Genomic DNA, 25,404 nt, shown 5'->3' on the forward strand with positions numbered 1-25,404 from the left:
CTCAGCGTATTCTGCCCAATCTATCGCTGCGGAAGATAACGCAGCGGGTTTACGGATTTCCCCTTGTAACGAATTTCAAAATGCAAACGTACTGAACTGGTACCGGAGCTACCCATGGTGGCTATTTTTTGACCCGCCTTCACTTCTTGTTGTTCCCGGACCAGCATTGTGTCGTTATGAGCGTAGGCGCTCAGGTAATCATCATTGTGTTTGATGATGATTAGATTACCGTAACCCCGTAAAGCGTTGCCTGCATACACTACGCGGCCATCGGCGGTAGCGAAGATAGGCTGCCCACGGGAACCGGCGATATCGACGCCCTTATTCCCACCTTCTGATGAGGAAAAGTTATCAATAATCTTACCGTCAGTCGGCCATCTCCAAGTGCTGACCGGAGAACTGTTGCTGACGGTGCTGCTCACTGGTGGAGCGGCTTCCGGTGCGGTAACAGGCGCAGTCGCGGTCCCAACCGCTGCGGCACCCGCTGCAGGTAACATCTTACCTACATTCTGTTTACCCGAGTTTTCAGAATACGCGTTAGTTGATTGAGAATCAACCGTTGCCGTCTGGATCTGGGTAGTGGAAGGTGGCTTCGGAACGCCGCCTTTGGTGGCGTCTGTCGTCGCCAGCATACCGCCGCCGCCGTTGGCAGAACCATTACCAAGCTGAATGGTTTGGCCAACATTCAGGCTGTACGGCTCGGGAATATTGTTGCGCTGCGCCAAGTCGCGGAAATCGTTGCCGGTGATCCAAGCGATGTAAAACAGCGTATCGCCGCGCTTGACCGTATAGGTGTCGCCGCCGCTGTAGCTCCCTTTAGGAATGGCGTTATAACTGCGGTTGTAGACAATGCGGCCTTCTGGGCTGACCTGCTGCGCTCCGCCATTATTATTACCGGATGGAACGGCGCCGCCGCCGCCCACGCTGCTGATAGGGGCCGACGTCGAGGCTGTATTCGTACACCCCGCCAACCACAAACTTACCATCGTACACACCGCTACCCGGCGTAACGTAATCATTGGGCTTCCCGTGCTCATGCTTCCCCCATGACAGCAATATCAGTGATATATCCAAAATACCCTTTACATCGTAGCCGAGCTTTTGCCACTTCCCAGTTTCTGCGATGCAAAGGCGCCGCCGGCCGATCCCTGAACGCCAGGTTATCTCCCGCCGGAGCATCAAAATGCGCGCCAATGCTAACCACATTGGCGATGTCGCACCATAAGACAACTACGTAGAAAGGCCAATTCTAGTGAAAATTAGCCTGATTGGAACGAGAAAACCTTATCCGGACGTGATGAAAGTGCAACAGATTTTGCGGGCGGTCTAAAAATCAGACAATCGCTAGGCCAATTCGCCTTTCACCAGCGGCACAAAACGCACCGCTTCCACCGCGTCGACAACGAATTCGTTGCCATGACGCTGAATGCGTTTGAGGGTTTGGGCCTGTTCGCCGACCGGCAGCACCAAAATACCGCCGTCGTCCAATTGCTCCACCAGCGCCTGCGGAATTTCCGGCGGCGCGGCAGTGACGATGATTGCATCGAACGGACCACGCGACGCCCAGCCTTGCCAGCCGTCGCCGTGGCGGGTGGAAACATTATGGAGATCGAGCTGCTTCAGACGGCGCTTGGCTTGCCATTGCAACCCTTTGATGCGTTCGACGGAACAAACGTGTTGCACCAGATGCGCCAGAATGGCGGTTTGATAACCGGAACCGGTGCCAATCTCCAGCACCCTCGAAGTGGGCGTCAGGTTCAGCAGTTCGGTCATGCGCGCCACCATATAAGGCTGGGAGATGGTCTGGCCGGAACCGATCGGCAGCGCGGTATTTTCGTAGGCCTTGTGATCCAGCGCCTCGTCGACAAAACGTTCGCGCGGCACCGCTTCGATCGCCTGCAGCAACTTTTCGTCCCGGATCCCCTGCTGCCGCAGTTGCGTCAGCAATGTTTGCATACGCTTGTTCACCATTCCCCGCTAACCTCTGCCTTGGTTAACCATGTTTTTACGACTTCCTGCGCCGCGTAGGCGGTCAAATCCACCTGCAGCGGCGTGATCGCCACATAGCCTTGTTCCACCGCCGCAAAGTCGGTATCCGGCCCGGCATCAAATTTATCACCAGGCGGCCCGATCCAGTAGAGATTTTGTCCGCGCGGATCCTGCTGGCAGAAGACCTTATCGGCGGGATGGCGGCTGCCGCAACGGGTGACGCGCAGGCCTTTGATCTCCGCCAGCGGCAGATCCGGCACGTTGATATTCAGGATTTTTCCGGTACGCAACGGCTCGCGCTGCAGCGCGCGCAGGATGCGGCAGGTAATGACGGCGGCGGTCGCATAGTGCTGATGGCCGTTCAGCGACACCGCCAGCGCGGGCAGCCCCAGGTGCCGCCCCTCCATCGCCGCCGCGACGGTGCCGGAATAGATGACGTCGTCGCCCAAATTCGGCCCGGCGTTGATGCCGGAGACCACGATGTCCGGCGCCGGGCGCATCAGCGCGTTGACGCCAAGATAGACACAGTCGGTCGGCGTCCCCTGCAGCACCGCGATATCGCCGTTGGCCAGCGTCTGCGTACGCAGCGGCGACTCCAGCGTCAGGGCATTGGAAGAGCCGCTGCGGTTACGATCCGGCGCCACCACTTGCACCTCGGCGAACTCCCGCAGCGCCGCCGCCAACGCCTGAATGCCCGGGGCGCTAACGCCGTCATCGTTACTCAGTAATATCCGCATCGCTGTCATCCTGCTGCATGATCTCGCGAACCACGCTGGTCGCGAAGCTGCCTGCCGGCAACCAGAAACGCAGCTCCACGGTAACGTCATCCCACCAGTTCCACAGCATATTTTGCGGCTGCAGCAGCAGGGCCCGACGAGCGGGTTCGACACGCTCGCGCTTTAAAAGCGTAAGCAATTCCGGTTGTTCCGCCAAGCACTGTTGTTCAAAAGCCAATGCCTGGCCGGCGGTGCCCGGCTCGCCGTCACCCGGCAAGGGCGCCGTGATCGCCAGCTCGCCGGCATCCAGCCGTTGCTGCAACGTCTCAAGCTCATCGGCTTTGGCAACGAACCAGCTGCCGCGCCCACTCAGCTGCAGGGCATCCCCTTCCAGCACGGTGCGCTGCAGTCCATCGGCCAGGCGCCGGCCGGCAATCTGATTGAACAGCGCGCTACGGCTGGCGGACAGGTAGAAGCTGCGTTTACTGCGCTCTTTGACGCGGATTTCGTCATTCGCCCAGCGGCGCGCCATCACCAGGTTGTTGCCGCCGCGGCCGAAACGCTGGCTGCCAAAGTAGTTCGGCACGCCCTGCGCGGCGATCGCCTGCAAGCGGCGCTCCACGTCCTGCCGATCGGAAATCTGGCGCAGCACCAGCGTAAAGTGGTTGCCCTTCAGAGTGCCGATGCGCATCTTGCGCAGGTGACGGGCGTACGAGAGCACCTCGCAGCCTTCCAGCGTAAACCGGGAGAAGTCCGGCGTTTCCTTGCCCGGCATATGCAGGCAGAACCACTGTTCGGTCACCGCGTGACGATCCTTCAAGCCCGCATAGCTGACGGAACGGGCGTGAATGCCGGCGAAGCGCGCCAGATAGTCGGCCACGAACTGGGTATTGCAGCCGTTTTTACGGATGTTCACCAGCACGTGCTCGCCTTCGCCGTCCGGTGCAAAACCCAGGTCTTCCACCACCACGAAATCTTCCGGATTGGCTTTCAGCACCCCGGTGCTCTGCGGTCGGCCATGCAGCCAGGTCAGATTCGCCATATCCATACCGTTATTCCTTGATCAGCAAGGCGACCGCTTCGCAGGCGATGCCCTCGCCGCGCCCGGTGAAGCCGAGCTGCTCGGTCGTCGTGGCCTTCACGTTGACGTCATCCATATGGCACTGCAGATCTTCCGCCAGGAACACGCGCATCTGCGGGATGTGCGGCGCCATTTTCGGCGCCTGGGCGATGATGGTGATATCGAGGTTGCCAAGGCGATAGCCTTTGGCACGAATGCGTTTCCAGGCTTCGCGCAGCAGCTCGCGGCTGTCAGCGCCTTTGAACGCCGGATCGGTATCGGGGAACAGCTTGCCGATATCGCCCAGCGCCGCCGCGCCCAACAAGGCGTCGGTTGCGGCGTGCAGCGCAACATCGCCGTCGGAATGGGCCAGCAAACCTTTATCGTAAGGGATGCGAACGCCACCGATCACCAACGGGCCTTCGCCGCCGAATTTATGTACGTCAAAACCGTGACCGATACGCATGGTGCGCTCCTTAATTGTCTAACTGGGTCAAATAGAACGCCGCCAGCGCCAAATCCTCCGGCCGCGTTACTTTAATATTGTCCGCCCGCCCGGCGACCAGCAGCGGATGATAACCGCAATGCTCCAGCGCCGAGGCTTCGTCGGTGACGTTCGCGCCTTCATCCAGCGCGCGTTGCAGGCACTGTTTGAGCAGCGGCAGCGGAAACAGCTGCGGCGTCAGCGCGTGCCACAGATCCTGCCGTTCGACGGTATGGGCGATGGTTTCGCGGCCGGGTTCGGCGCGCTTCATGGTGTCACGCACCGGCGCGGCGAGTATGCCGCCGACCTTACTGTGCGCGGTGATCGCCAGCAGGCGTTCAAGATCGTCGGCGTGCAGGCAGGGGCGCGCGGCGTCATGCACCAGCACCCAGTCCGCATCGCCCGCCAGCTTCAGCCCGGCCATCACCGAATCGGCGCGCTGTTTGCCACCCTCGGTGACGATCACCCGCGGATCCTGGGCGATCGGCAACCGTTCGAACTGACGATCTTCCGGGCCGATCGCCACGATCACCCGCTCAATGCACGGGTGGCGCAACAGGGCGTGGATGGCGTGTTCGACGATGCTGTGCCGGCCGATGGTTAAATATTGCTTCGGGCATTCCGCCTGCATGCGGCTGCCGATACCGGCAGCGGGCAAGACGGCAATCACCGAGGGAAAGGTGCCTGCGGAGTGATTCATGCGTTATTTTTGTGCGTTATTTTGCGAGGAAGACGCCGCGTTGCGTCTGGATTGGTCAGGAACCAGACGATAGAAAGTCTCACCGGGCTTGATCATGCCCAGTTCATTACGCGCTCGCTCTTCGATCGCTTCCTGACCGCCGTTCAAATCATCGATTTCGGCAAACAGCTGATCGTTACGCGCTTTCAACTTAGCGTTGTTGCCCTGTTGGACCGCAACGTCTTCATTGACCCGCACGTAATCGTGAATACCATTTTTGCCCAGCCACAGTGAATACTGTAACCAACCGAGCAATGCCAGCAATAGCAGCGTAAGTTTTCCCATCTCCGCCCCCTGAAAAACCGACCAATCATCCCACAACTTCTCGTTGGACTCCACACTGAGAGCGGCATTTCAACGCCAAATTCAGAATACGGATGAAGGGTTCTCGAGTTTATAGCCTAATTCCGCTGCCAAAGCGGCAAAAAAAGCCCCTTTTGCCCGGCGTGCGCGACGTGTTTTCCGGTAAGGCGCACACTGCCTTTTTCCCATTATGCAGCAAGAATCACTATACCGCCGCCCTCTGCCTCATCGCTTTCGCCGTCACCGTGCTAAAAGTGAATATTTAACACCATAGAAATAATAATCATCATGCAGCGGTTGCACTTTCATTCACATGAGCTTATTTTTATGCACTCATAGTGCATAAATAACTCCAATATATAACCTTTCATTATCGGGGATCGCGATGTTAAAACGTTTAGTTCTGATCGGCGCCTGCCTGGCCGCCACCTTCTCCACCGCCGCGTTGGCGGCTGAACCTACCTATGTCGTCGGCTCCGGCGGCACCTATCGGCCGTTCGAATTTGAAAACAGTCAAAAGCAGCTGGAAGGTTTCGACATCGACATCATCAAAGCGGTAGCCAAGGCCGAGGGTTTCCAGATCAAACTGATCAATACTCCGTGGGAAGGCATCTTCGCCACGCTGAACTCCGGCGATCGCGATATCATCATTTCCGGCATCACCATCACCGATAAGCGCAAGCAGATGGTTGATTTCTCTGCGCCTTACTTCCCGGCGGAGCAGGCCATCGTCGTGCCGCAAGACTCGAAGGTGGACTCCATCGCCGCGCTGAAAGCGCTGAAGGTCGGCGTAGTGAACTCCAGCACCGGCGACATCGTGGTGTCCGACGTGCTGGGCAAGAACAGCACCGCCATCAAGCGCTTCGACAATACCCCGCTGATGCTGCAGGAGCTGTATGAAGACGGCATCGGCGCGGCGGTCGGCGACGTCGGCGTAGCCAAGTTCTATATCAAAACCCACCCGGAGAAAGCCTTCAAGCTGGTGCCCGACGCCAAGTTCGAGCGCCAGTATTTCGGCATCGCCGTCGCCAAGGGCAACGATGATCTACGCAACAAGATCAACGCCGGCCTGAAGAAGATCGTTGCCGACGGCACCTACGCCAAGATCTACCAAACCTGGTTCGACAGCAACGTACCGACGCTGCCGGCGGAATAATCCCCTGTCGCCGGCGCCCACCAGACCGCCGGCGCACCACCGTTTCAGCCTACCAAGAAGGAATACCCCTTGAACTTCCGCTGGGAGATCATCCAGGAATACGCGCCGCTGTTTATGGAAGGTGCCTGGATGACCATCAAATGCACCATTATCTGCGTGCTGCTGGGCACCACCTGGGGATTGATCCTCGGGCTGGGCCGCCTGGCGCAGGCGCCGCACGGCATCTGGAAACCCATCCTGCGTTACGGCGTTCAGTGGCCGGTGCGCATCTACATCAGCGCCTTTCGCGGCACGCCGCTGTTTGTACAGATCATGGTGGTGCACTTTGCGCTAGTGCCGTTGTTCATCAATCCGCGCGACGGCCTGCTGGTCACCAGCGGCCTGATGAGCGTCGATTTCGCCCGTGCGCTGCGCGCCGACTACGGCGCCTTTCTCTCCTGCGTGGTGGCGATCACGCTCAATGCCGGCGCTTATGTCTCGGAGATCTTTCGCGCCGGGATCCAGTCGATCGACCGCGGCCAGATGGAGGCCTCGCGTTCGCTGGGCATGAGCTATGGCAAGACCATGCGCCAGGTGATCCTGCCGCAGGCCTTCCGCCGCATGCTGCCGCCGCTGGGCAACAACGCCATCGCCATCGTCAAGGATTCGTCGCTGGCCTCCGCCATTGGCCTGGCGGATCTGGCCTATGCCGCCCGCACCGTCTCCGGCGCCTACGCCACCTACTGGGAGCCCTATCTGACCATTTCGCTGGTCTATTGGGTCATCACCTTCCTGCTCTCGCTGCTGGTGCAACACATGGAAAAGAGGTTCGGTAAAAGTGATTCGCGTACATAATCTGCAAAAACAGTTCGGCGAAAGCCACGTGCTGCGCGGCATTTCCTGCCAGATCGCCGCCAACGAAGTGGTGTGCGTCATCGGCCCTTCTGGCTCGGGCAAAAGCACCTTCCTGCGCTGCATCAATGCGCTGGAGACGCTCTCCGGCGGCGAGATCGAGGTCAACGGCTTCGCCGTCCACGATCAGAAAACCGACCTGAACAAGATGCGGGAAAGCGTGGGCATGGTATTCCAACGTTTCAATCTGTTCCCGCACATGACGGTGTTGGAAAATATCATCATGGCGCCAATGAGCGTGAAGAAACAGCCGCGCGCCGAAGCTATCGCGCAAGCAGAACAGTTGCTGCTCAAGGTCGGCCTGCTCGACAAGCTCGACGCCTACCCCAACAGCCTGTCCGGCGGCCAGCAGCAGCGGGTAGCGATCGCACGCGCGCTGGCGATGGAGCCGAAGATCATGCTGTTCGACGAACCGACCTCCGCGCTCGATCCTGAGCTGGTGGGCGAAGTGTTGGCGGTGATGAAATCACTGGCCCACGAGGGCATGACCATGGTGGTGGTGACGCATGAGATGGGCTTTGCCCGCGAGGTGGCCGACCGGGTGCTGTTTATCGATCAGGGGATCATTCAGGAGGAGGGTGCGCCGCAGCAGATCTTCAGCCAGCCGGCCAATCCGCGCACTCAGGCGTTTCTGAGCAAAGTTTTGTAACCTTCGGCACGGCTTTGCAATCCTTCGGGCGCCGGCATCGGCGCCCGCTCTCTCACCACCCGGTCAGGAAGCTGAACACCAGCCAGAACAGGCACAGCACGATCGCGCCGGTCAGCAGCAGCGTCAGGATCAGACGGCCGCGCAACAGCATGCTGAGGGTGATGCCGATCAGCACTGACAGCGGCATCAGCGCCAGGAAGAACGGCCAGGTATAGAGCAGGAAAAACAGCGTGTTGGAACCGTAAACCAGAAACGGCAACGCGAATGCCAGCCAGTAGAAAACAAAGCCGCTGACGCCGCCCAGGAAAGAATAAGACGGCTCCTCTCTCTCCTGTTTTGACTGCTTGGAGTCGATCAAGATAGGCGTGACATTTTGCATAGTGATCCCTGGTTATTCGGCTCGCTCTGCGGCGGCTTAGAGTAAAAAGCGCATGGCGAAAAACGCCACACGCTTTTTTTGAATTCAGGGTTTGATAATAGCCTGACCACGCAACACGTCTAACAATTGCGCAATCAAATTTGTTACCAATTGTTGGCCATCGAGGTGAATTTCCGGCTGTTGCGGCGCCTCGTAAACCGCGTCGATGCCGGTGAAATTGCGCAGCTCGCCGGCGCGCGCTTTCTTATACAATCCCTTCGGATCGCGCGCCTCGCAGATCGCCAACGGCGTGTCGACGAACACCTCGATAAAGCGCTCCTCGCCGAGCATCTCGCGCACCATCTGCCGCTCGGCGCGATGCGGCGAAATGAACGCGGTCAGCACCACCAGCCCGGCGTCCACCATCAGTTTGGCCACCTCCCCCACCCGGCGAATGTTCTCGCGCCGATCCTCGTCGGAGAAGCCGAGATCGCGACACAGGCCGTGCCGCACGTTATCGCCGTCCAGCAGATAGGTGCTGACACCGAGACCGTGCAACGCCTGCTCCAGCGCGCCGGCGACGGTGGATTTGCCCGAGCCGGACAGCCCGGTAAACCACAACACCACGCCGCGGTGGCCGTTGCGCGCTTCGCGATCCGCACGCGTCACCGCATGCGGATGCCAAACCACGTTCTCATCGTCCGGCCCGCTCGCCCTCAGTTCCACGGCCACCTTACTGGCCACCGAGCAGATCGCGCGCACCCCAGTGCGGGAAGTGTTTGCGCACCAGCGCATTCAGCTCCAGCTCGAAGGCGCTGAACTCGCCGCGCGCCGCCGAGGCGGCCTGCAGCGTTTCACGCACCAGACCGGCACCGACCGTAACGTTGCTCATGCGATCGATGAAGATCAGCCCGCCGGTGTCGTGGTTGCTCTGGTAGCTGTCCAGCACCAGCGGTTCGTCGAAGGTCAGCTCAACCAACCCGATACCGTTGAGCGGCAGGGTGTCAGCCGGGTGCTGCGCCAGCGTATTGATCTCCACCTGATGGCGGATGCTCTCCACGCGAGCGCGGGTCTTTTTGCCGGCGATCTTGATGTCGTAGCTCTGGCCCGGCACCAGCGGCTGTTCGGCCATCCACACCACGTCCACCAGCGCGCTCTGCGCCGCCTGCAGGCTTTCGCCGGCATCGACCAGCAGATCGCCGCGGCTGATGTCCACCTCATCCTTCAGCACCAGCGTAATCGCCTCGCCCGGCACCGCCTCTTGCAGATCGCCGTCGAAGGTCACGATGCGCGCCACGCTGGACTCCACGCCGGAAGGCAGCACCTTGACCCGTTGCCCCACCCGCACCACGCCGGCGGACAGCGTGCCGGCATAGCCGCGAAAATCGAGGTTCGGGCGATTGACGTACTGCACCGGGAAGCGCAGCGGCTGGTTTTCACGCTCGCTGACCACGTCGACGCTCTCGAGCACTTCCAACAACGTCGGGCCGCTGTACCACGGCATATGGGCGCTTTCGCTCGCCACGTTGTCGCCGTCCAGCGCCGACAGCGGCACGAATTTGATATCCAGATCGCCCGGCAGCTGCTGGGCGAAGGTCAGGTAATCCTGTTTGAACTGTTCGAACACCGCTTCCTGATAATCCACCAGATCCATTTTGTTTACCGCGACCACCAGATGGCGAATGCCCAGCAGGGTTGCGATAAAGCTGTGGCGGCGAGTCTGATCCAGTACCCCTTTGCGCGCGTCGATCAGCAGGATCGCCAGATCGCAGGTAGAGGCGCCGGTGGCCATGTTGCGGGTGTACTGCTCGTGTCCCGGGGTATCGGCGATGATAAATTTACGCTTTTCGGTCGAGAAATAGCGATAGGCCACATCTATGGTAATGCCCTGCTCGCGTTCGGCCTGCAGGCCGTCCACCAGCAGCGCCAGATCGAGTTTCTCGCCCTGGGTACCGATGCGTTTGCTGTCGCTGTGCAGCGTCGACAGCTGATCCTCGTAGATCTGGCGGGTATCGTGCAGCAGGCGGCCGATCAGGGTGCTTTTGCCGTCGTCGACGCTGCCGCAGGTCAGAAAGCGCAGCAGGCTCTTGTGCTGCTGCGCGTGCAGATAGGATTCGACGCCGCCCTGGTCAGCGATTTGTTGTGCAATTGCGTTGTTCATCCGGCGGCTCCTTAGAAATACCCTTGACGCTTTTTCAGCTCCATCGAGCCGGACTGATCGCGGTCGATCATCCGCCCCTGGCGTTCACTGGTGGTGGAGACCAGCATCTCTTCGATGATCTCCGGCAGGGTTTGCGCCTGCGAATCCACCGCGCCGGTCAGCGGCCAGCAACCCAGGGTGCGGAAACGCACCATGCGCTGGCTGATCACCTCCCCCGGCTGCAGATCGATACGATCGTCGTCCACCATCATCAGCATGCCGTCGCGCTCCACCACCGGGCGTGGTTTCGCCAGGTACAGCGGCACGATGTCGATCTTTTCCAGGAAGATGTACTGCCAGATATCCAGCTCGGTCCAGTTCGACAGCGGGAAGACGCGGATGCTCTCCCCTTTGTTGATCTGGCCGTTATAGTTGTGCCACAGCTCCGGCCGCTGATTTTTCGGATCCCAGCGGTGGAAGCGATCGCGGAACGAATAGATGCGCTCTTTGGCACGCGATTTCTCCTCGTCGCGCCGCGCGCCGCCAAAGGCGGCGTCGAAACCGTACTTGTTCAACGCCTGCTTCAGGCCCTCGGTCTTCATGATGTCGGTATGCTTGGCGCTGCCGTGCACGAACGGGTTGATGCCCATCGCCACCCCTTCCGGGTTTTTGTGCACCAACAGCTCGAAACCGTACTCCTTCGCGGTGCGATCGCGGAATTCGTACATTTCGCGGAATTTCCAGCCGGTATCGACGTGCAGCAGCGGGAACGGCAGCGTGCCGGGGAAGAACGCCTTGCGCGCCAGATGCAGCATCACGGAAGAGTCTTTACCGATGGAGTACAGCATCACCGGGTTAGCGAATTCAGCGGCGACTTCACGGATGATATGGATACTCTCCGCCTCCAATTGCCGCAAATGAGTGAGTCGTTTTTCGTCCATAACAGGTCCTTAAAAGCCTTGCCTATGCCAAATTCACGACGGCCGGGCGCGCGGCCCCTTCCGTCTGCGATTGATGCCCGAACCAGGCGATTTGATGGTGCAGTTCCACCACCTCGCCGATCACCAACAGCGCCGGCAACGGCGCCCGTTGGGCCAGGTGTTCCAATTGATCCAGCGTGCCGATCTGCACCTGCTGATCGGCGCGCGTGCCGCGGCTGATCACCGCCACCGGCGTCGCAGCGTCGCGGCCATGGGCGATCAGGCGTTGGCTGATGTCCGCCGCCTTCATGGTGCCCATGTAGATAGCCAGCGTTTGCCGCGCCCGGGCCAGATCGGCCCAGTCCAGGCCATCGCCGTCGGGGCGGCAGTGGCCGGTGATAAAGGTCACGCTCTGCGCGTGATCGCGATGCGTCAGCGGAATGCCGGCGTAGGCGGTCGCGCCCGCGGCGGCCGTGACGCCAGGCACCACCTGGAACGGAATGCCGGCGGCGGCGGCCACCTGCAGCTCTTCGCCGCCGCGGCCAAAGATGAACGGATCGCCGCCCTTGAGGCGCACCACCCGTTTGCCCTGCTGCGCCAGCTCCACCAGCAGCCGGTTGGTCTCTTCCTGGATCACCGAGTGCGCGCCGGCGCGCTTGCCCACGCAGATGCGCTCGGCGTCGCGCCGCACCAGATCGAGGATCTCGCCGCTGACCAGATGGTCATACAGCACCACGTCCGCCTGCTGCATCACCTGCAGCCCGCGCAGGGTCAACAGCCCCACGTCGCCTGGCCCGGCGCCCACCAGGGCGATCTCGCCCTGTGCGCCTTCATCGCCTGCGGCGAAGTGGTGTAAATCCTGCTCCAGCTGCCGTTCCGCCTGCGCCGTCTGGCCGTTGGCCACCAGCGTGGCGAAACGGCCGCCGAACGTTTTCTCCCAGAAACGGCGACGTTCGCCGATCGAAGCCAACCGCTGTTTGACCTGGCCGCGCCAGCGGCCCGCTACCTGCGCCATCTGCCCCAAACTGGCGGGCAATAACGCCTCCAGCTTTTCGCGCAGCAGGCGCGCCAGCACCGGCGCCTGGCCGCTGGACGACACCGCCACCACCAGCGGCGAGCGATCGATGATCGACGGGAAGATAAACGAGCAGCGCGGCTGATCGTCCACCACGTTGGCCAACACCCGGCGCTTATCCGCCTCGGCGAACACCGCGGCGTTCAGGGCGTTGTCGTCCGTGGCGGCGATCGCCAGAAACACGTCGTCCAACTGCTGCGGGTCAAAGCTTTCCCCCAGCCAGAGCACCCGCCCCAGCTGACGTTGTTGTTCCAGTTCCGGTGAGAGCGACTGCGCAACTATCCGTATTTCAGCCCCGGCGCGCTGAAGCAGATCGACTTTGCGCGCAGCCACGTCACCACCGCCAACGACCAGCACCGGACGTTGTTTCAGGTCGGCGAATATTGGTAGATAGTCCACAACAGCCTTTTCATATAACAGAAAGATAGTGTGACTATACGGGCTGAGATTTAGCCTCTGAAATGACGAAAAGGAATGATTAGTTCCTTTATGGAATATAGGCCGCAGCGCAGGAGGCAAACGGTGATAATCGAGGCGATGCTTTGCGCGTTCGCGCGAAATTAAGAGACAGGGAAATTGTGTAATGCCGCCCGGCGTCTCATACTGGGTGCCGCAGAAAAATGATCGGCAGCGCCGATAGCAAAGAAGGATTTTTCGGTATGTTTTCCCGTTTTTACCTGAAGACCAGCCTGCTGGCCCTCGCACTCGGCGGCGTCTTCAGCGTGTGTGCCGCACAGCCCGCCAAAGACGCGCCAATGGGCCGTTTCGCCGCCGAACAGACCCGCCACATCGCCACTTACTTCCCCGGCCGCATGGCGGGCAGCCCGGCCGAATTGCTCACCGCCGACTACCTGAAGCAGCAGTTCAGCAAGATGGGCTACCAAAGCGATATTCGCAGCGTCAATACGCGCTATCTCTACACCAGCAAAGACGGCAAGAAGAACTGGAACAACGTCACCGCCAGCTCGGTGATCGCCGCCCGCAACGGCGACAGCCCGAAACAGATAGTGATCGTCGCCCACTTCGACACCTATACGCCGCAGAGCGACGAAGATCTGGATAACAATCTCGGCGGCTTGACGCTGCAGGGCGTCGACGACAACGCCTCCGGCATCGGCGTGATGCTGGAACTGGCGGAACGCCTGAAGAACATCCCCACCGCCTACGGCCTGCGCTTCGTCGCCACCAGCGCCGAAGAGATCGGTTCGCTGGGGGCGCAGAACTACCTGCAGCGCATGAGCGCGGAAGAGAAAAGCAACACCGTACTGGTGATCAACCTCGACAGTCTGATCACCGGCGATCGCCTGTACTTCAACGCCGGGCGCAACACGCCGCCGCAGATGGCGAAGCGCTCCCGCGATCGCGCGCTGGATATCGCCCACCGCTACGGCATCGCCGCCGCCACCAACCCTGGCAATGCACAGCATCCGCAGGGTACCGGCTGCTGCTCCGATCAAGAGGTATTCGATGCGGCGGGCATCCCGGTGCTGTCGGTGGAAGCCACCAACTGGTCGCTGGGCGACAAGGACGGTTACCAGCAACGCGCCGTCAGCCCGCACTTCCCGCAGGGCGTCACCTGGCACCGCCCGCAGTATGACAACCTGCAGTATCTGGATCGCTACCTGCCGGGGCGGATCGACAAACGCAGCCGCGACAGCGTGCAGATCCTGCTGCCGCTGATCAAAGAGCTGGCGCAGGCGCACCCGCCGAAAGCGAAAAAGAAAAAGTAGCCCGCAAAAAAAACAGGGCCCAGCATTGCTGAGCCCTGTCGTGTGATTCGCCTCGTTTAGCCTTCGTGCAGACCGCACTCGCGCTTCAGCCCGAAGAAACGCGTCTCTTCCTCGCTCATGCCCGGCTCCCACTTCTGGGTGGTGTGGGTATCGCCTACCGACAGGTAGCCCTGCTCCCACAGCGGGTGATAGCTTAGTCCGTGCTCGGTCAGATACTGGTAAATCTTGCGGTTGTCCCAGTCGATGATCGGCAGGATCTTGAACACCCCGCGCTGCACCGCCAGCACCGGCAGATTGGCGCGGCTGCCGGACTGTTCGCGCCGCAGGCCGGCGAACCAGCTCTGCGCGCCCAGCGTCTCCAGCGCGCGATTCATCGGCTCAACCTTGTTGATCTGGTTGTACTTTTCAATCCCTTCCACGCCCTGTTCCCACAGCTTGCCGTAGCGCGCCTCTTGCCAGGCGGGAGACTGTTCGGCGCGGAACACCTGCAGATTCAGCTTCAGCTGGTCGGTCAGTTGATCGATAAAGCGATAGGTTTCCGGGAACAGGTAACCGGTGTCGGTCAGGATCACCGGGATATCCGGCCGGATGCGCGTCACCAGGTGCAGACATACCACCGCCTGAATGCCGAAACTGGACGAGAGTACGAACTCGCCGGGCAGATGCTCCAGCGCCCATGCAACGCGCTGTTCGGCGCTGAGGGTCTCCAGTTGGCCGTTGACCACCGCCAATGCCAGCGCCTGCCCGGATTTGGGCAGCGCGTTCAGCGCCGCCAGATCGAATTCAGCCATGTTGTCTCTCCTGCTACTTGAAATTGCCTGTGCGGCCCCTCTGCCCAGAGGCCGCCCGGCCTCACTCCCAGAAATCCCGCGCCGGATCCAGCACCGGTTTGACGATGCCCGCGCGAACGGTGAAGTCGCCGAAGCCTTCGCCGGCGTTGCGCTCCTTCGCCCAGCGCCCCACCAGCAGGTCAATCTCGCTCAGGATCTCGTCTTCGTTGATGTTCTCGCGGTACATGCGCGGAATACGCGTGCCTTCGCGGTTGCCACCCAAATGGAGGTTATAGCGGCCGACCGCCTTGCCCACCAGTCCCAGCTCCGCCAGCAGCGCGCGGCCGCAGCCGTTCGGGCAGCCGGTGATGCGCAGCACGATATGCTCGTCGCCCACCCCGTGCCGATGCATGATCCCTTCCACCTTGGTGACGAATTGCGGCAGGAAGCGCTCGGCCTCCGCCATCGCCAGCGGGCAGGTCGGGAAAGACACGCAGGCCATCGAGTTTTTGCGTTGCTCGCTGATCTGGTCGTCGATCAGGCCATGTTCGCGCGCCAGGGCTTCGATCTTCGCCTTCTCGCTTTCCGGCACGCCGGCGATGATCACGTTTTGGTTCGCCGTCAGACGGAAGTCGCCTTTATGGATCTTGGCGATCTCCGCCATACCGGTCTTCAGCGGGCGCCCCGGATAGTCCAGCAGGCGACCGTTCTCGATAAACAGCGTCAGGTGCCACTGATCGTCGATGCCCTTCACCCAACCGATGCGATCGCCGCGGCCGGTGAATTCATACGGCCGGATCGGTGCAAAGGTGATGCCGGCGCGCTTTTCCACTTCGGCGCGGAAAACGTCCACCCCGACGCGCTCCAGCGTGTATTTGGTCTTGGCGTTCTTGCGATCGGTACGATTGCCCCAGTCGCGCTGCGTGGTCACCACCGCTTCCGCCACCGCCAGCGTATGCTCGAGCGGAATGTAGCCGAACTCGCTGGCCTGGCGCGCGTAGGTTTTCTTGTTGCCGTGCTCGATGGACAGCCCGCCGCCCACCAGCAGGTTGAAGCCCACCAGCTTGCCGTTTTCGGCGATCGCCACGAAGTTCATGTCGTTGGCGTGCAGATCGACGTCATTTTGCGGTGGGATCACCACCGTGGTTTTGAATTTACGCGGCAGGTAGGTCGATCCCAAAATCGGCTCTTCGTCGGTGGTGGCCACCTTCTCCTGATCCAGCCACACTTCTGCGTAGGCGCGGGTGCGCGGCAGCAGGTGTTCGGAGATCTTCTTCGCCCACTCGTAGGCTTCCTGATGCAGCTCGGACTCCACCGGGTTGGAGGTGCACAGCACGTTGCGGTTCACGTCGTTGGCAGTCGCCAGCGCGTCCAGCCCCAGACGGTTCAGCAGTTGGTGCACCGGTTTGACGTTGCCTTTCAGAATGCCGTGAAACTGGAACGTCTGGCGGTTGGTGATGCGAATGCTGCCGTACAGCGTACTTTCCTGCGCGAACTTGTCGATGCCCAGCCACTGCTGCGGGCTGATGACGCCGCCCGGCAGGCGGCAGCGCAGCATCATGGCGTGGCGCGGCTCCAGCTTCTGCTCGGCGCGTTCGGCGCGAATGTCGCGGTCATCCTGCTGGTACATACCGTGAAAACGGATCAACAGGAAGTTGTCGCCGTTGAAGCCGCCGGTCAGGCCGTCGTTCAAATCTTCGGCGATGGTGCCGCGCAAGAAGTTGCTCTCCTTCTTCATGCGCTCCGCATCGGCCAGTTTGCCTTCGACTACCAAAGGCCCGGGGTGTTTATCACTCATCAGTAAACATCTCGCTGATAACGGCGCTCAAGGCGCAGCTCACTTAAAAATTCATCCGCCTGCTCGGTATCCATGCCACCGTGCTCGGCCACCAGTTCCAGTAATGTGTTTTCCACGTCTTTTGCCATGCGATTGGCATCGCCGCAGACGTAAATGTGCGCGCCTTCCTGAATCCAGCGCCACACTTCCGCGCCCTGTTCGCGCAGTTTGTCTTGTACGTATATTTTATGTTGTTGGTCGCGGGACCAGGCCAGATCGATGCGGGTCAGCAAGCCGTCTTTCACGTAGCGCTGCCATTCGACCTGATACAGGAAATCTTCGGTAAAGTGCGGGTTGCCGAAGAACAGCCAGTTCTTGCCGCCGGCGCCGTCGGCGTCGCGCTGCTGCATAAAGGCGCGGAACGGCGCGATGCCGGTGCCCGGGCCGATCATGATCACCGGCGCTTCCGGGTTGGCCGGCAGGCGGAAGTTGTCGTTGTGTTCGATAAACACCCGCACGTCGCCGTCCTCCTCCAGGCGATCCGCCAGGAAACCGGAGGCGCCGCCGCTGCGGGCGCGCCCGTCGATGTCGTAACGCACCACGCCCACGGTGATGTGCACTTCGCTTTCGTTCTCCGCCTGCGAAGAGGCGATGGAGTACAGGCGCGGCGTCAGCGGGCGCAGCAGGCCGACCAGCTGTTCGGCGCTCAGATCCGCCGGCGCCTGGCGCACCATGTCGACGATCGGCGTGTTGTGCGCGTAATGCTGCAGCGCAGCTTTATCCGCCAGCAGGCCGATCAACGTTTCGTCGCGCGACAGCGCGGCGTATTTATCGACGATCGGCGTGGTGTTCTGCGTCAGTTCGAAATGGCTGCGCAGCGCCTGCGCCAGCGGCAGGGTTTGCCCTTCCACCTCGACCGGCTCGTCGCCTTTCAGCCACAACAGCTGCACCAGTTCGTCCACCAGCGCCGGATCGTTGTCGAACCATACGCCGAGCGCATCGCCCGGCTGATAGCGCAGGCCGGAGTCGCCCAGATCGATCTCGATATGGCGCACGTCTTTATCCGACGCCCGACCGGTAATTTTCTGATTGACCGCCAGTTGGGCGGTGAGCGGCTGTTCCTTGCTGTACGGGCTGCTGTCGATCAGATCGACCGCGCCGCTGGCCAACACGCCCGGCGCGGCGCTTTCCGCCGGCGCGCGCGCCTTCAGCACCGACACCACCTGTTTGCGCCAGGCGGCGGCCAGCTCCTGGTACTCCACGTCGGCGTCCACACGCTCCACCAGGCGCTCGGCGCCCAGTTCGGCCAGTTTGCCGTCGAAATCTTTACCAGACTGACAGAAATTCTCATAAGAGGTGTCGCCCAGCCCGAACACCGCAAAAGCGGTATCATTCAGCTTCGGCGCCTTCTTCGAGAACAGGAATTTATGCAGCGCCACCGCTTCTTCCGCCGGTTCGCCCTCCCCCTGCGTGGAGGCGACGATCACCAGCAGGCGCTCTTGCGCTATCTGTTTGAATTTGTAGTCGCCGGCGCTGACCAACGTGGCGCTCAGATTGGCGGCCAGCAGATCGTCGCGCAGCTGCTCCGCCAGGCGGCGCGCATTGCCGGTCTGCGATGCGGAAATGATGGTGATGCCGGCAGCCGCCGCTGGGGCGACAGGCGCAATGCCCACGGCTCCGGGCTGTTGATTGACCATGCCCCAAAAATAGCCGGACAGCCACGCCAGCTGCGTCGGCGAATAATCGCTGATCGTCGCCTGCAGGCGCGCCAGCTGTTCGGGCGTCAGCGGGAGCAAAGATGTTGGAGGAGCCTGAGTCGTCATTGCTGTACTTATTTCCTATACTTAGCGCCTTTGCTGCCAGGCGCGCGCCAGTGTCAGTCGCTGTCTCTTCGCTGCGTCGGGTGTGCGGAAAAGATCAGGAGAGTTTGTAAGGTTACCGAGCAGAATAGCAACGATTAAATAAGGGATAGCAATAAATCATAACCAAAATGACTAAGCTGTTTTTCCGGTAAGGGATAACGCTTAAACCGTTAAACAAAGTTTTTTATCCAGATGAAAATAAAGCACTTTTTTTCATCATTTTTTCACCGTTCAACATTTCGGCTCATAACCCCAGCCGATAGGTGCCGCAAACACCAAACAAAAAAAGTGTTAACCGGGCGCGTTGGCCGTGGCGGTAGACCATAACGGTATAAATGGCAAGCAGACGCGCTTTCCGGTACTATGCGGCGGTTTTTGAGTCAATGAGGCCGTAATAATGGCAACCACGCTGTTTAAAGATTTTCAGTTTGAAGCCGCACACCGTTTGCCGCACGTGCCGGAGGGCCATAAATGCGGCCGTCTGCATGGGCATTCGTTTATGGTGCGTCTGGAAGTGACCGGTGAAGTGGATCCCCACACCGGTTGGGTGATGGATTTCGCCGAGCTCAAGGCTGTGTTTTCCCCGATCTGGGAACGGCTGGATCATCATTATCTGAACGATATTCCAGGATTGGAAAATCCCACCAGCGAAGTGCTCGCCGCCTGGATTTGGCAGCAGCTCAAGCCCCAGCTGCCGGAATTGACTGCGGTGATGGTGAAAGAGACCTGTACTGCGGGATGCGTATATAAAGGTTAAAAGAAAGGGCGCCGCAATGGCGCCCTGATTTTAGGCGATGTTCAGATACTTGTGGGTCTGCATCGACAGCCGCCAGTTGCGCGCGATGCAGGTTTCGATGCACAGGCGGGTCGCCTCTTCTTTTTGGCTGATCGGCTGCAGCGCGATAATGCGGGTCTTGTCGTCCTGCAACGTCGCCAGCAGCGCATCCAGCGCCTCGATGTCGCGCTCACGCGCCACCGGATGTTTCACCTCGTCGGCGCGCCGCAGCGCCTGATCCAATACCTTCATGCCGCCGCGCATGTTCACCTTCGGCGAAACCGTCACCCAGGTGTTGGCGGAACAACGGATTTCGTGGGTGCCGCTGGTCTCAATTTGGCAGCTGTAGCCATGCTGTTCGAACAGCTCGGTCAGCGGCGTCAGATCGTAGATACAGGGTTCACCGCCGGTGATCACGACATGGCGCGCGGTGTAGCCCTGCTGGCGCATTACCGCCAACAGCCGTTCGGCGGTGGCGTTGCCCCAGGCGTCGCTCTCTTCTGTTTTGACCAGGATCCGTTGCAGGTCTACTTCCCGATGGGCTTCCTTTTCCCAGGTATGTTTGGTGTCGCACCAGCTGCACCCTACCGGGCAGCCCTGCAGGCGGATGAAAATGGCCGGCACGCCGGTGAAAAAGCCTTCGCCCTGCAAGGTTTGGAACATCTCATTGATCGGGTACTGCATCGGTTTCTCAATCTGGAAAAGTAAAAAGCGATTATCGCAGATTCCGGCCCGGCGACCAAACGGCCAAAAATGTATTAAATTTTATCCTCGGCGCCGCCGTCAGCATATCTCACCGCTAATGGCGTTCATTTAATTTGTTAACCGGCCTTCGGCATTTCATCGGCGGTGCAAGCTGCTCCACAGAAAACAACACGCAGTTAACAAATAAGATAATTATATTTGACATAAAGCGCCGACGCGCAGATGTATATACAAGCAAACACAAGCCGGGCGACAGTTCCGGCCACGTTCCATCACGACTACATCTGCGTTTAGAGGGTGCCATGACTCATTCCACCAGCGAGTTAAACATTCAACAGGCCATCGACGACAGCAAGTTTTCGCTGTTTCACTGGACACTGATCATTCTCGGGTTCCTGATCCTCGCCATCGACGGTTTTGATACCGCCGCCATGGGCTATATCGCGCCGTCGGTCGCCAAAGACTGGGGCATAGTGAAACAGGACCTGGGGCCGGTGCTGAGCGCCGCGCTGCTGGGGCTATCGCTCGGCGCGCTGATCGCCGGGCCGATCTCCGACCGCATCGGCCGCAAGCGCGTGCTGGTGTTTTCCTGCCTGTTCTTCGGCCTGTCGAGCCTGGCCACCGCCTACGCCGGCTCGCTCAACAGCCTGACGCTGTGGCGTTTCCTCACCGGCCTCGGGCTGGGAGCGGCGATGCCCAACGCCATCACGCTGATCTCCGAATACGCGCCGCAGCGCTGCCGTTCGCTGGCGATCAACACCATGTACTGCGGCTTTCCGCTGGGCGCGGCCGGCGGCGGCGCCATTTCGTCGTGGCTGATCCCGAACTACGGCTGGCACAGCGTATTGCTGCTCGGCGCCATCGCGCCGCTGGCGCTGACGGTGTTGCTGATCCTGCTGCTGCCGGAATCGGTCAAGTATATGGTTAACCGTGGACAGGAAGCGGCGAAGATCAAACGCATCGCGCAGCGTTTCGTCAGCCAGAGCCTCGACGGCGTGACGCGTTTTTACCTGTACGAAGAGAAGCTGGCGCAGACCAAGACCAGCATCGGCCTGCTGTTCAGTCGCCCTTACCTGCTCGGCACGCTGATGCTGTGGGTGACCTACTTCATGGGGCTGGTGATCTACTACGTGTTGCTGAGCTGGATGCCGATCCTGATGCAGGGTTTGGGCTATCAGCTGGAGCAATCGGCGATGCTCACCTCGCTGTTCACCTTCGGCGGCACGCTGGGCATTCTGGTGGCCGGCTGGCTGATGGATCGCTGGAATGCGCATAAGGTGGTCTCGAGCGGCTTTGTCGTCACGGCCCTGCTGATCGTGGCGATGGCCACCGAAGACAAGCAGATCGTGCTGCTTGGCGCCTTCATCTTCCTGATGGGCGTCACCATGAACGGCGCGCAGTCCGGCCTGCAAACGCTGGCGGCCACCTTCTACCCCACCCACAGCCGCGCCACCGGCATCGCCTGGATGCAGGGCATCGGCCGCTTCGGCGGCGTCGCCGGCACCATGATGGGGGCTCAACTGCTGGCCATGCAATGGGAAGTGCAGAGCATCCTGATGTTCCTGTGCGTGCCGGCGCTGATCGCCGCCATCGCGACGGTATGCAAGATGAGCCGCAAACCGACGCTGCAACCGGCCGCCTGATCCTTGCCAGCCCGCTCATGGCGGGCTTTTTTTCCTGCGGTGATAGGGGTTGTTTATCCTCCGCCGCCAACTGTAATCAGTCTGTAAAAATATTGTGACTAGCCGCCCAAAAATGAGTCATTTTTAATTCATTTTTGCCGAATAGCTCACTTTTCTCCGGCCTTGTGCACATGAGGCCGGCGATAAAAAAACGCATATCAACCTGATATAAAAAGAAAATAACTTTTTCTTATGCCACTTTTCAGCGGCAACTGGTCAGTGTTGCATATGCTTGTACATACAAGTATATGTTAATAAGCCCTACGCATTGTTATGCCGTGGTTCTCATCCCCACCGCGGCATGGAATCTGCACCGATACTGTTTGAGGAAAATGCTGTGACTACAAATAACAAAGTTCGCAATGTCGATGTACGCGCGCCACGCGGCACACAATTAAACGCAAAAAGCTGGCTGACCGAAGCGCCGTTACGCATGCTGATGAACAACCTCGATCCTGAAGTTGCGGAGAACCCACACGAGCTGGTGGTGTACGGCGGCATCGGCCGCGCCGCGCGCGACTGGGATTGCTACGACAAGATCGTCGAAACCCTGAAAACGCTGGAAGAAGACGAAACCCTGCTGGTGCAGTCCGGCAAGCCGGTCGGCGTGTTCAAAACCCACAGCAACGCGCCGCGCGTGCTGATCGCCAACTCCAACCTGGTGCCACACTGGGCGACCTGGGAACACTTCAACGAACTGGATGCCAAAGGCCTGGCCATGTACGGCCAGATGACCGCCGGTAGCTGGATCTACATCGGCAGCCAGGGCATCGTTCAGGGCACCTACGAAACCTTCGTCGAAGCGGGCCGCCAGCACTACGACGGCAGCCTGCAGGGCCGCTGGGTGCTGACCGCCGGTCTGGGCGGCATGGGCGGCGCGCAGCCGCTGGCCGCCACGCTGGCGGGCGCCTGCTCGCTGAACATCGAATGTCAGCAGAGCCGCATCGATTTCCGTCTGAAAACCCGCTACGTCGATGAACAGGCCAAAGATTTGGACGACGCGCTGGCCCGCATCAAAAAATACACCTCAGAAGGCAAAGCCATCTCCATCGCCCTGTGCGGCAACGCGGCGGAAATCCTGCCGGAGTTGGTGCGCCGCGGCGTGCGCCCGGACATGGTCACCGACCAGACCAGCGCCCACGACCCGCTGAACGGCTACCTGCCGAAGGGTTGGAGCTGGGAAGAGTATCGCCAGCGCGCTCAGACCGAGCCGGCTAAAGTGGTCGCCGCCGCCAAACAGTCGATGGCCGATCACGTCAAAGCCATGCTGGCCTTCCAGCAGATGGGCGTGCCGACCTTCGACTACGGCAACAACATTCGCCAGATGGCAAAAGAAACCGGCGTCGACAACGCCTTCGACTTCCCGGGCTTCGTGCCGGCCTACATCCGTCCGCTGTTCTGCCGCGGCATCGGGCCGTTCCGCTGGGCGGCGCTGTCCGGCGATCCGCAGGACATCTACAAAACCGACGCCATGGTGAAAGAGCTGATCCCGGATGACGAACACCTGCACCGCTGGCTGGACATGGCGCGCGAGCGCATCAGCTTCCAGGGCCTGCCGGCGCGCATTTGCTGGGTTGGCCTCGGCCAGCGCGCCAAACTGGGCCTGGCGTTCAACGAGATGGTGCGCCGCGGCGAACTGTCCGCCCCGATCGTCATCGGCCGCGACCACCTGGATTCCGGCTCCGTTTCCAGCCCGAACCGTGAAACCGAAGCGATGAAAGACGGCTCCGACGCAGTTTCCGACTGGCCGCTGCTGAACGCCCTGCTGAACACCGCCAGCGGCGCCACCTGGGTTTCCCTGCACCACGGCGGCGGCGTCGGCATGGGCTTCTCCCAACACTCCGGCATGGTGATCGTCTGCGACGGCACCGATGAGGCCGCCGAGCGCATCGCCCGCGTCCTGCACAACGACCCGGCTACCGGGGTCATGCGTCACGCCGACGCCGGTTACGATATCGCTATCGACTGCGCCCGCGAGCAAGGCCTGAACCTGCCGATGGTTGCCGCCACCCAAGGAGAAAAAGCATGAAAGCGCTGACTATTCGCCCAGGCAAACTGACGCTGGCCCAGCTACGCGACGTCTACCAACATCCGGTGACGCTGACGCTGGACGACAACGCCTATGCCCCTATCCAGCAGAGCGTGGCCTGCGTAGAGCGCATCGTTGAAGAAAACCGCACCACTTACGGCATCAACACCGGGTTTGGCCTGCTGGCTTCGACGCGCATCGCCCGCGACGATCTGGAAAACCTGCAGCGTTCGATCGTGCTGTCACACGCCGCCGGCGTGGGCGAGCCGACCGACGACAATCTGGTGCGCCTGATCATGGTGCTGAAGATCAACAGCCTGTCGCGCGGCTTCTCCGGCATTCGTCTGGAAGTCATCCAGGCGCTGATCGCGCTGGTCAACGCCGAAGTTTATCCGCATATCCCATTGAAAGGCTCGGTCGGCGCTTCCGGCGACCTGGCGCCGCTGGCGCACATGAGCCTGGTGCTGCTGGGCGAAGGCCAGGCGCGCCATCAGGGCCAATGGTTGCCGGCAACCGAAGCACTGGCCAAAGCCGGCCTGAAACCGCTGACGCTGGCGGCGAAAGAAGGCCTGGCGCTGCTGAACGGCACCCAGGTCTCCGCCGCCTTCGCGCTGCGCGGCCTGTTCGATGCGGAAGACCTGTTCGCCGCCGCGACCGTGGCGGGCAGCCTGACGGTGGAAGCGGCGCTGGGCTCCCGCAGCCCGTTTGACGCGCGTATCCACGAGGTGCGTGGCCAGCGCGGCCAGATCGACGCCGCCCTCGCCTATCGTCACCTGCTCGGCGCGCGCAGCGAAGTCTCCGACTCGCACCGCAACTGTGAAAAAGTGCAGGATCCTTACTCCCTGCGCTGCCAGCCACAGGTGATGGGCGCCTGCCTGACGCAGATCCGCCAGGCCGCCGAGGTACTGGAGATCGAAGCCAACGCCGTCTCCGATAACCCGCTGGTGTTCGCCGAACAGGGCGACGTGCTGTCCGGCGGCAACTTCCACGCCGAACCGGTGGCGATGGCCGCCGATAATCTGGCGCTGGCGTTTGCCGAAATCGGTTCGCTGTCCGAACGCCGCATCTCGCTGATGATGGACAAACACATGTCGCAGCTGCCACCGTTCCTGGTGGAGAACGGCGGCGTGAACTCCGGCTTCATGATCGCCCAGGTCACCGCCGCGGCGCTGGCCAGCGAAAACAAAGCGTTGGCGCATCCATCGAGCGTCGACAGCATCCCAACCTCCGCCAACCAGGAAGATCACGTCTCCATGGCACCGGCCGCCGGCCGCCGCCTGTGGAGCATGGCGGACAACGTACGCGGCATTCTGGCGGTCGAATGGCTGGCCGCCTGCCAGGGCCTGGATTTCCGCAACGGCCTGAAGACCTCGGAAGGTCTGGAGCAGGCGCGCCGTCTGCTGCGCGAGCATGTCAGTTTCTATGACAAGGATCGTTTCTTCGCCCCCGACATTGAAGCCGCCAGCCAACTCTTGGCGGCCGGTCACCTGACATCGCTGCTGCCTGCGGCGCTGCTGCCTAGCCAGGCATAATCATCACACACTGAATCACGCAGTTTGTTCTGCCCCGCCGGGTGCGTTCCACCCGGCGCGGG

The 25,404-nt window shown here is 60.8% G+C and carries 24 protein-coding genes; 8 read left to right on the forward strand and 16 right to left on the reverse strand.

Annotated elements, in window-relative coordinates:
* Window positions 1-20: 20 nt before the first annotated feature.
* From nlpD to ftsB, 7 genes are all read right to left on the reverse strand, one after another.
* Complete coding sequence (gene nlpD / locus AC6BYQ_RS16195) at window positions 21-1,019, reverse strand: murein hydrolase activator NlpD (protein WP_019455118.1); 999 nt, start codon at window positions 1,017-1,019, stop codon at window positions 21-23.
* A 325-nt stretch (window positions 1,020-1,344) separates the two neighbouring features.
* The gene (locus AC6BYQ_RS16200) at window positions 1,345-1,971 is read right to left on the reverse strand and encodes a protein-L-isoaspartate(D-aspartate) O-methyltransferase (RefSeq protein WP_019455117.1); all 627 of its coding nucleotides are present in this window, start codon (window positions 1,969-1,971) and stop codon (window positions 1,345-1,347) included.
* Window positions 1,965-2,726, reverse strand: coding sequence for a 5'/3'-nucleotidase SurE (surE, locus tag AC6BYQ_RS16205; RefSeq protein WP_019455116.1), 762 nt, complete (start codon window positions 2,724-2,726; stop codon window positions 1,965-1,967). Before surE ends, AC6BYQ_RS16200 begins: the two co-directional genes overlap by 7 nt.
* A complete protein-coding gene (gene truD, locus AC6BYQ_RS16210) occupies window positions 2,707-3,753 on the reverse strand; it encodes a tRNA pseudouridine(13) synthase TruD (protein WP_498057212.1) in 1,047 nt (348 codons plus the stop codon). Before truD ends, surE begins: the two co-directional genes overlap by 20 nt.
* 4 nt (window positions 3,754-3,757) lie before the next feature.
* Window positions 3,758-4,231 (reverse strand): 2-C-methyl-D-erythritol 2,4-cyclodiphosphate synthase, encoded by a 474-nt coding sequence (ispF, locus tag AC6BYQ_RS16215; protein ID WP_004932594.1) that lies wholly within the window; start codon window positions 4,229-4,231, stop codon window positions 3,758-3,760.
* 10 nt (window positions 4,232-4,241) lie between these two features.
* On the reverse strand, window positions 4,242-4,949 hold the full coding sequence (gene ispD, locus AC6BYQ_RS16220; RefSeq protein WP_498057213.1) for a 2-C-methyl-D-erythritol 4-phosphate cytidylyltransferase: 708 nt from the start codon (window positions 4,947-4,949) through the stop codon (window positions 4,242-4,244).
* 3 nt (window positions 4,950-4,952) lie between these two features.
* Complete coding sequence (ftsB, locus tag AC6BYQ_RS16225) at window positions 4,953-5,273, reverse strand: cell division protein FtsB (protein ID WP_016929043.1); 321 nt, start codon at window positions 5,271-5,273, stop codon at window positions 4,953-4,955.
* A 403-nt stretch (window positions 5,274-5,676) separates the two neighbouring features.
* Between ftsB and AC6BYQ_RS16230 the strand changes: the two genes are divergently transcribed.
* The 3 genes from AC6BYQ_RS16230 (at window position 5,677) to AC6BYQ_RS16240 (ending at window position 7,987) form a co-directional block, all read left to right on the forward strand.
* The gene (locus tag AC6BYQ_RS16230; protein WP_063918181.1) at window positions 5,677-6,447 is read left to right on the forward strand and encodes a basic amino acid ABC transporter substrate-binding protein; all 771 of its coding nucleotides are present in this window, start codon (window positions 5,677-5,679) and stop codon (window positions 6,445-6,447) included.
* Window positions 6,448-6,561: 114 nt separating this feature from the next.
* Window positions 6,562-7,281, forward strand: a complete 720-nt coding sequence (locus AC6BYQ_RS16235) for an amino acid ABC transporter permease (protein WP_050487541.1) — start codon at window positions 6,562-6,564, stop codon at window positions 7,279-7,281.
* Complete coding sequence (locus AC6BYQ_RS16240; RefSeq protein WP_019455111.1) at window positions 7,265-7,987, forward strand: amino acid ABC transporter ATP-binding protein; 723 nt, start codon at window positions 7,265-7,267, stop codon at window positions 7,985-7,987. The genes AC6BYQ_RS16235 and AC6BYQ_RS16240 overlap by 17 nt, the downstream gene beginning before the upstream one ends.
* 52 nt (window positions 7,988-8,039) lie before the next feature.
* Here AC6BYQ_RS16240 and AC6BYQ_RS16245 read toward each other — a convergent pair whose 3' ends face one another.
* From AC6BYQ_RS16245 to cysG, 5 genes are all read right to left on the reverse strand, one after another.
* Window positions 8,040-8,366: a DUF3561 family protein gene (locus AC6BYQ_RS16245; RefSeq protein ID WP_004932611.1), complete on the reverse strand. Its 327-nt coding sequence runs from the start codon at window positions 8,364-8,366 to the stop codon at window positions 8,040-8,042.
* Between the two features lie 84 nt (window positions 8,367-8,450).
* The gene (gene cysC, locus AC6BYQ_RS16250; protein ID WP_080062264.1) at window positions 8,451-9,140 is read right to left on the reverse strand and encodes an adenylyl-sulfate kinase; all 690 of its coding nucleotides are present in this window, start codon (window positions 9,138-9,140) and stop codon (window positions 8,451-8,453) included.
* Entirely contained in the window at window positions 9,079-10,506 is a 1,428-nt protein-coding gene (gene cysN, locus AC6BYQ_RS16255) for a sulfate adenylyltransferase subunit CysN (RefSeq protein WP_019455109.1), read from the reverse strand. The genes cysC and cysN overlap by 62 nt, the downstream gene beginning before the upstream one ends.
* An 11-nt stretch (window positions 10,507-10,517) precedes the next feature.
* Window positions 10,518-11,426, reverse strand: coding sequence for a sulfate adenylyltransferase subunit CysD (gene cysD, locus AC6BYQ_RS16260; protein WP_004932620.1), 909 nt, complete (start codon window positions 11,424-11,426; stop codon window positions 10,518-10,520).
* A gap of 22 nt (window positions 11,427-11,448) precedes the next feature.
* Window positions 11,449-12,879, reverse strand: coding sequence for a siroheme synthase CysG (gene cysG / locus AC6BYQ_RS16265; protein ID WP_019455108.1), 1,431 nt, complete (start codon window positions 12,877-12,879; stop codon window positions 11,449-11,451).
* A 260-nt stretch (window positions 12,880-13,139) separates the two neighbouring features.
* Between cysG and AC6BYQ_RS16270 the strand changes: the two genes are divergently transcribed.
* A complete protein-coding gene (locus AC6BYQ_RS16270) occupies window positions 13,140-14,210 on the forward strand; it encodes an aminopeptidase (RefSeq protein ID WP_025159651.1) in 1,071 nt (356 codons plus the stop codon).
* A 56-nt stretch (window positions 14,211-14,266) separates the two neighbouring features.
* On the opposite strand, the gene AC6BYQ_RS16275 is transcribed toward AC6BYQ_RS16270, so the two are convergent.
* The 3 genes from AC6BYQ_RS16275 to cysJ form a co-directional block, all read right to left on the reverse strand.
* A complete protein-coding gene (locus AC6BYQ_RS16275) occupies window positions 14,267-15,001 on the reverse strand; it encodes a phosphoadenylyl-sulfate reductase (protein ID WP_498057214.1) in 735 nt (244 codons plus the stop codon).
* A gap of 61 nt (window positions 15,002-15,062) precedes the next feature.
* Window positions 15,063-16,778, reverse strand: a complete 1,716-nt coding sequence (cysI, locus tag AC6BYQ_RS16280; protein ID WP_063918179.1) for an assimilatory sulfite reductase (NADPH) hemoprotein subunit — start codon at window positions 16,776-16,778, stop codon at window positions 15,063-15,065.
* On the reverse strand, window positions 16,778-18,580 hold the full coding sequence (cysJ, locus tag AC6BYQ_RS16285; RefSeq protein ID WP_498057215.1) for an NADPH-dependent assimilatory sulfite reductase flavoprotein subunit: 1,803 nt from the start codon (window positions 18,578-18,580) through the stop codon (window positions 16,778-16,780). Before cysJ ends, cysI begins: the two co-directional genes overlap by 1 nt.
* 436 nt (window positions 18,581-19,016) lie before the next feature.
* Between cysJ and queD the strand changes: the two genes are divergently transcribed.
* The gene (gene queD, locus AC6BYQ_RS16290; protein WP_004932638.1) at window positions 19,017-19,376 is read left to right on the forward strand and encodes a 6-carboxytetrahydropterin synthase QueD; all 360 of its coding nucleotides are present in this window, start codon (window positions 19,017-19,019) and stop codon (window positions 19,374-19,376) included.
* Between the two features lie 30 nt (window positions 19,377-19,406).
* On the opposite strand, the gene queE is transcribed toward queD, so the two are convergent.
* Window positions 19,407-20,078 carry a 7-carboxy-7-deazaguanine synthase QueE gene (gene queE / locus AC6BYQ_RS16295; protein ID WP_063918177.1) on the reverse strand — a complete coding sequence of 224 codons (672 nt, stop codon included), beginning with the start codon at window positions 20,076-20,078 and terminating at the stop codon, window positions 19,407-19,409.
* A gap of 323 nt (window positions 20,079-20,401) precedes the next feature.
* Here queE and AC6BYQ_RS16300 point away from each other — a divergent pair, with 323 nt between their 5' ends.
* The 3 genes from AC6BYQ_RS16300 (at window position 20,402) to hutH (ending at window position 25,342) form a co-directional block, all read left to right on the forward strand.
* Entirely contained in the window at window positions 20,402-21,742 is a 1,341-nt protein-coding gene (locus AC6BYQ_RS16300; RefSeq protein ID WP_019455103.1) for an MFS transporter, read from the forward strand.
* A 376-nt stretch (window positions 21,743-22,118) separates the two neighbouring features.
* A complete protein-coding gene (gene hutU, locus AC6BYQ_RS16305; protein ID WP_025159649.1) occupies window positions 22,119-23,810 on the forward strand; it encodes a urocanate hydratase in 1,692 nt (563 codons plus the stop codon).
* A complete protein-coding gene (gene hutH / locus AC6BYQ_RS16310) occupies window positions 23,807-25,342 on the forward strand; it encodes a histidine ammonia-lyase (RefSeq protein ID WP_019455102.1) in 1,536 nt (511 codons plus the stop codon). Before hutU ends, hutH begins: the two co-directional genes overlap by 4 nt.
* Window positions 25,343-25,404 lie beyond the last annotated feature (62 nt).

It is taken from the genome of Serratia sp. LTN-2 (assembly GCF_059740205.1).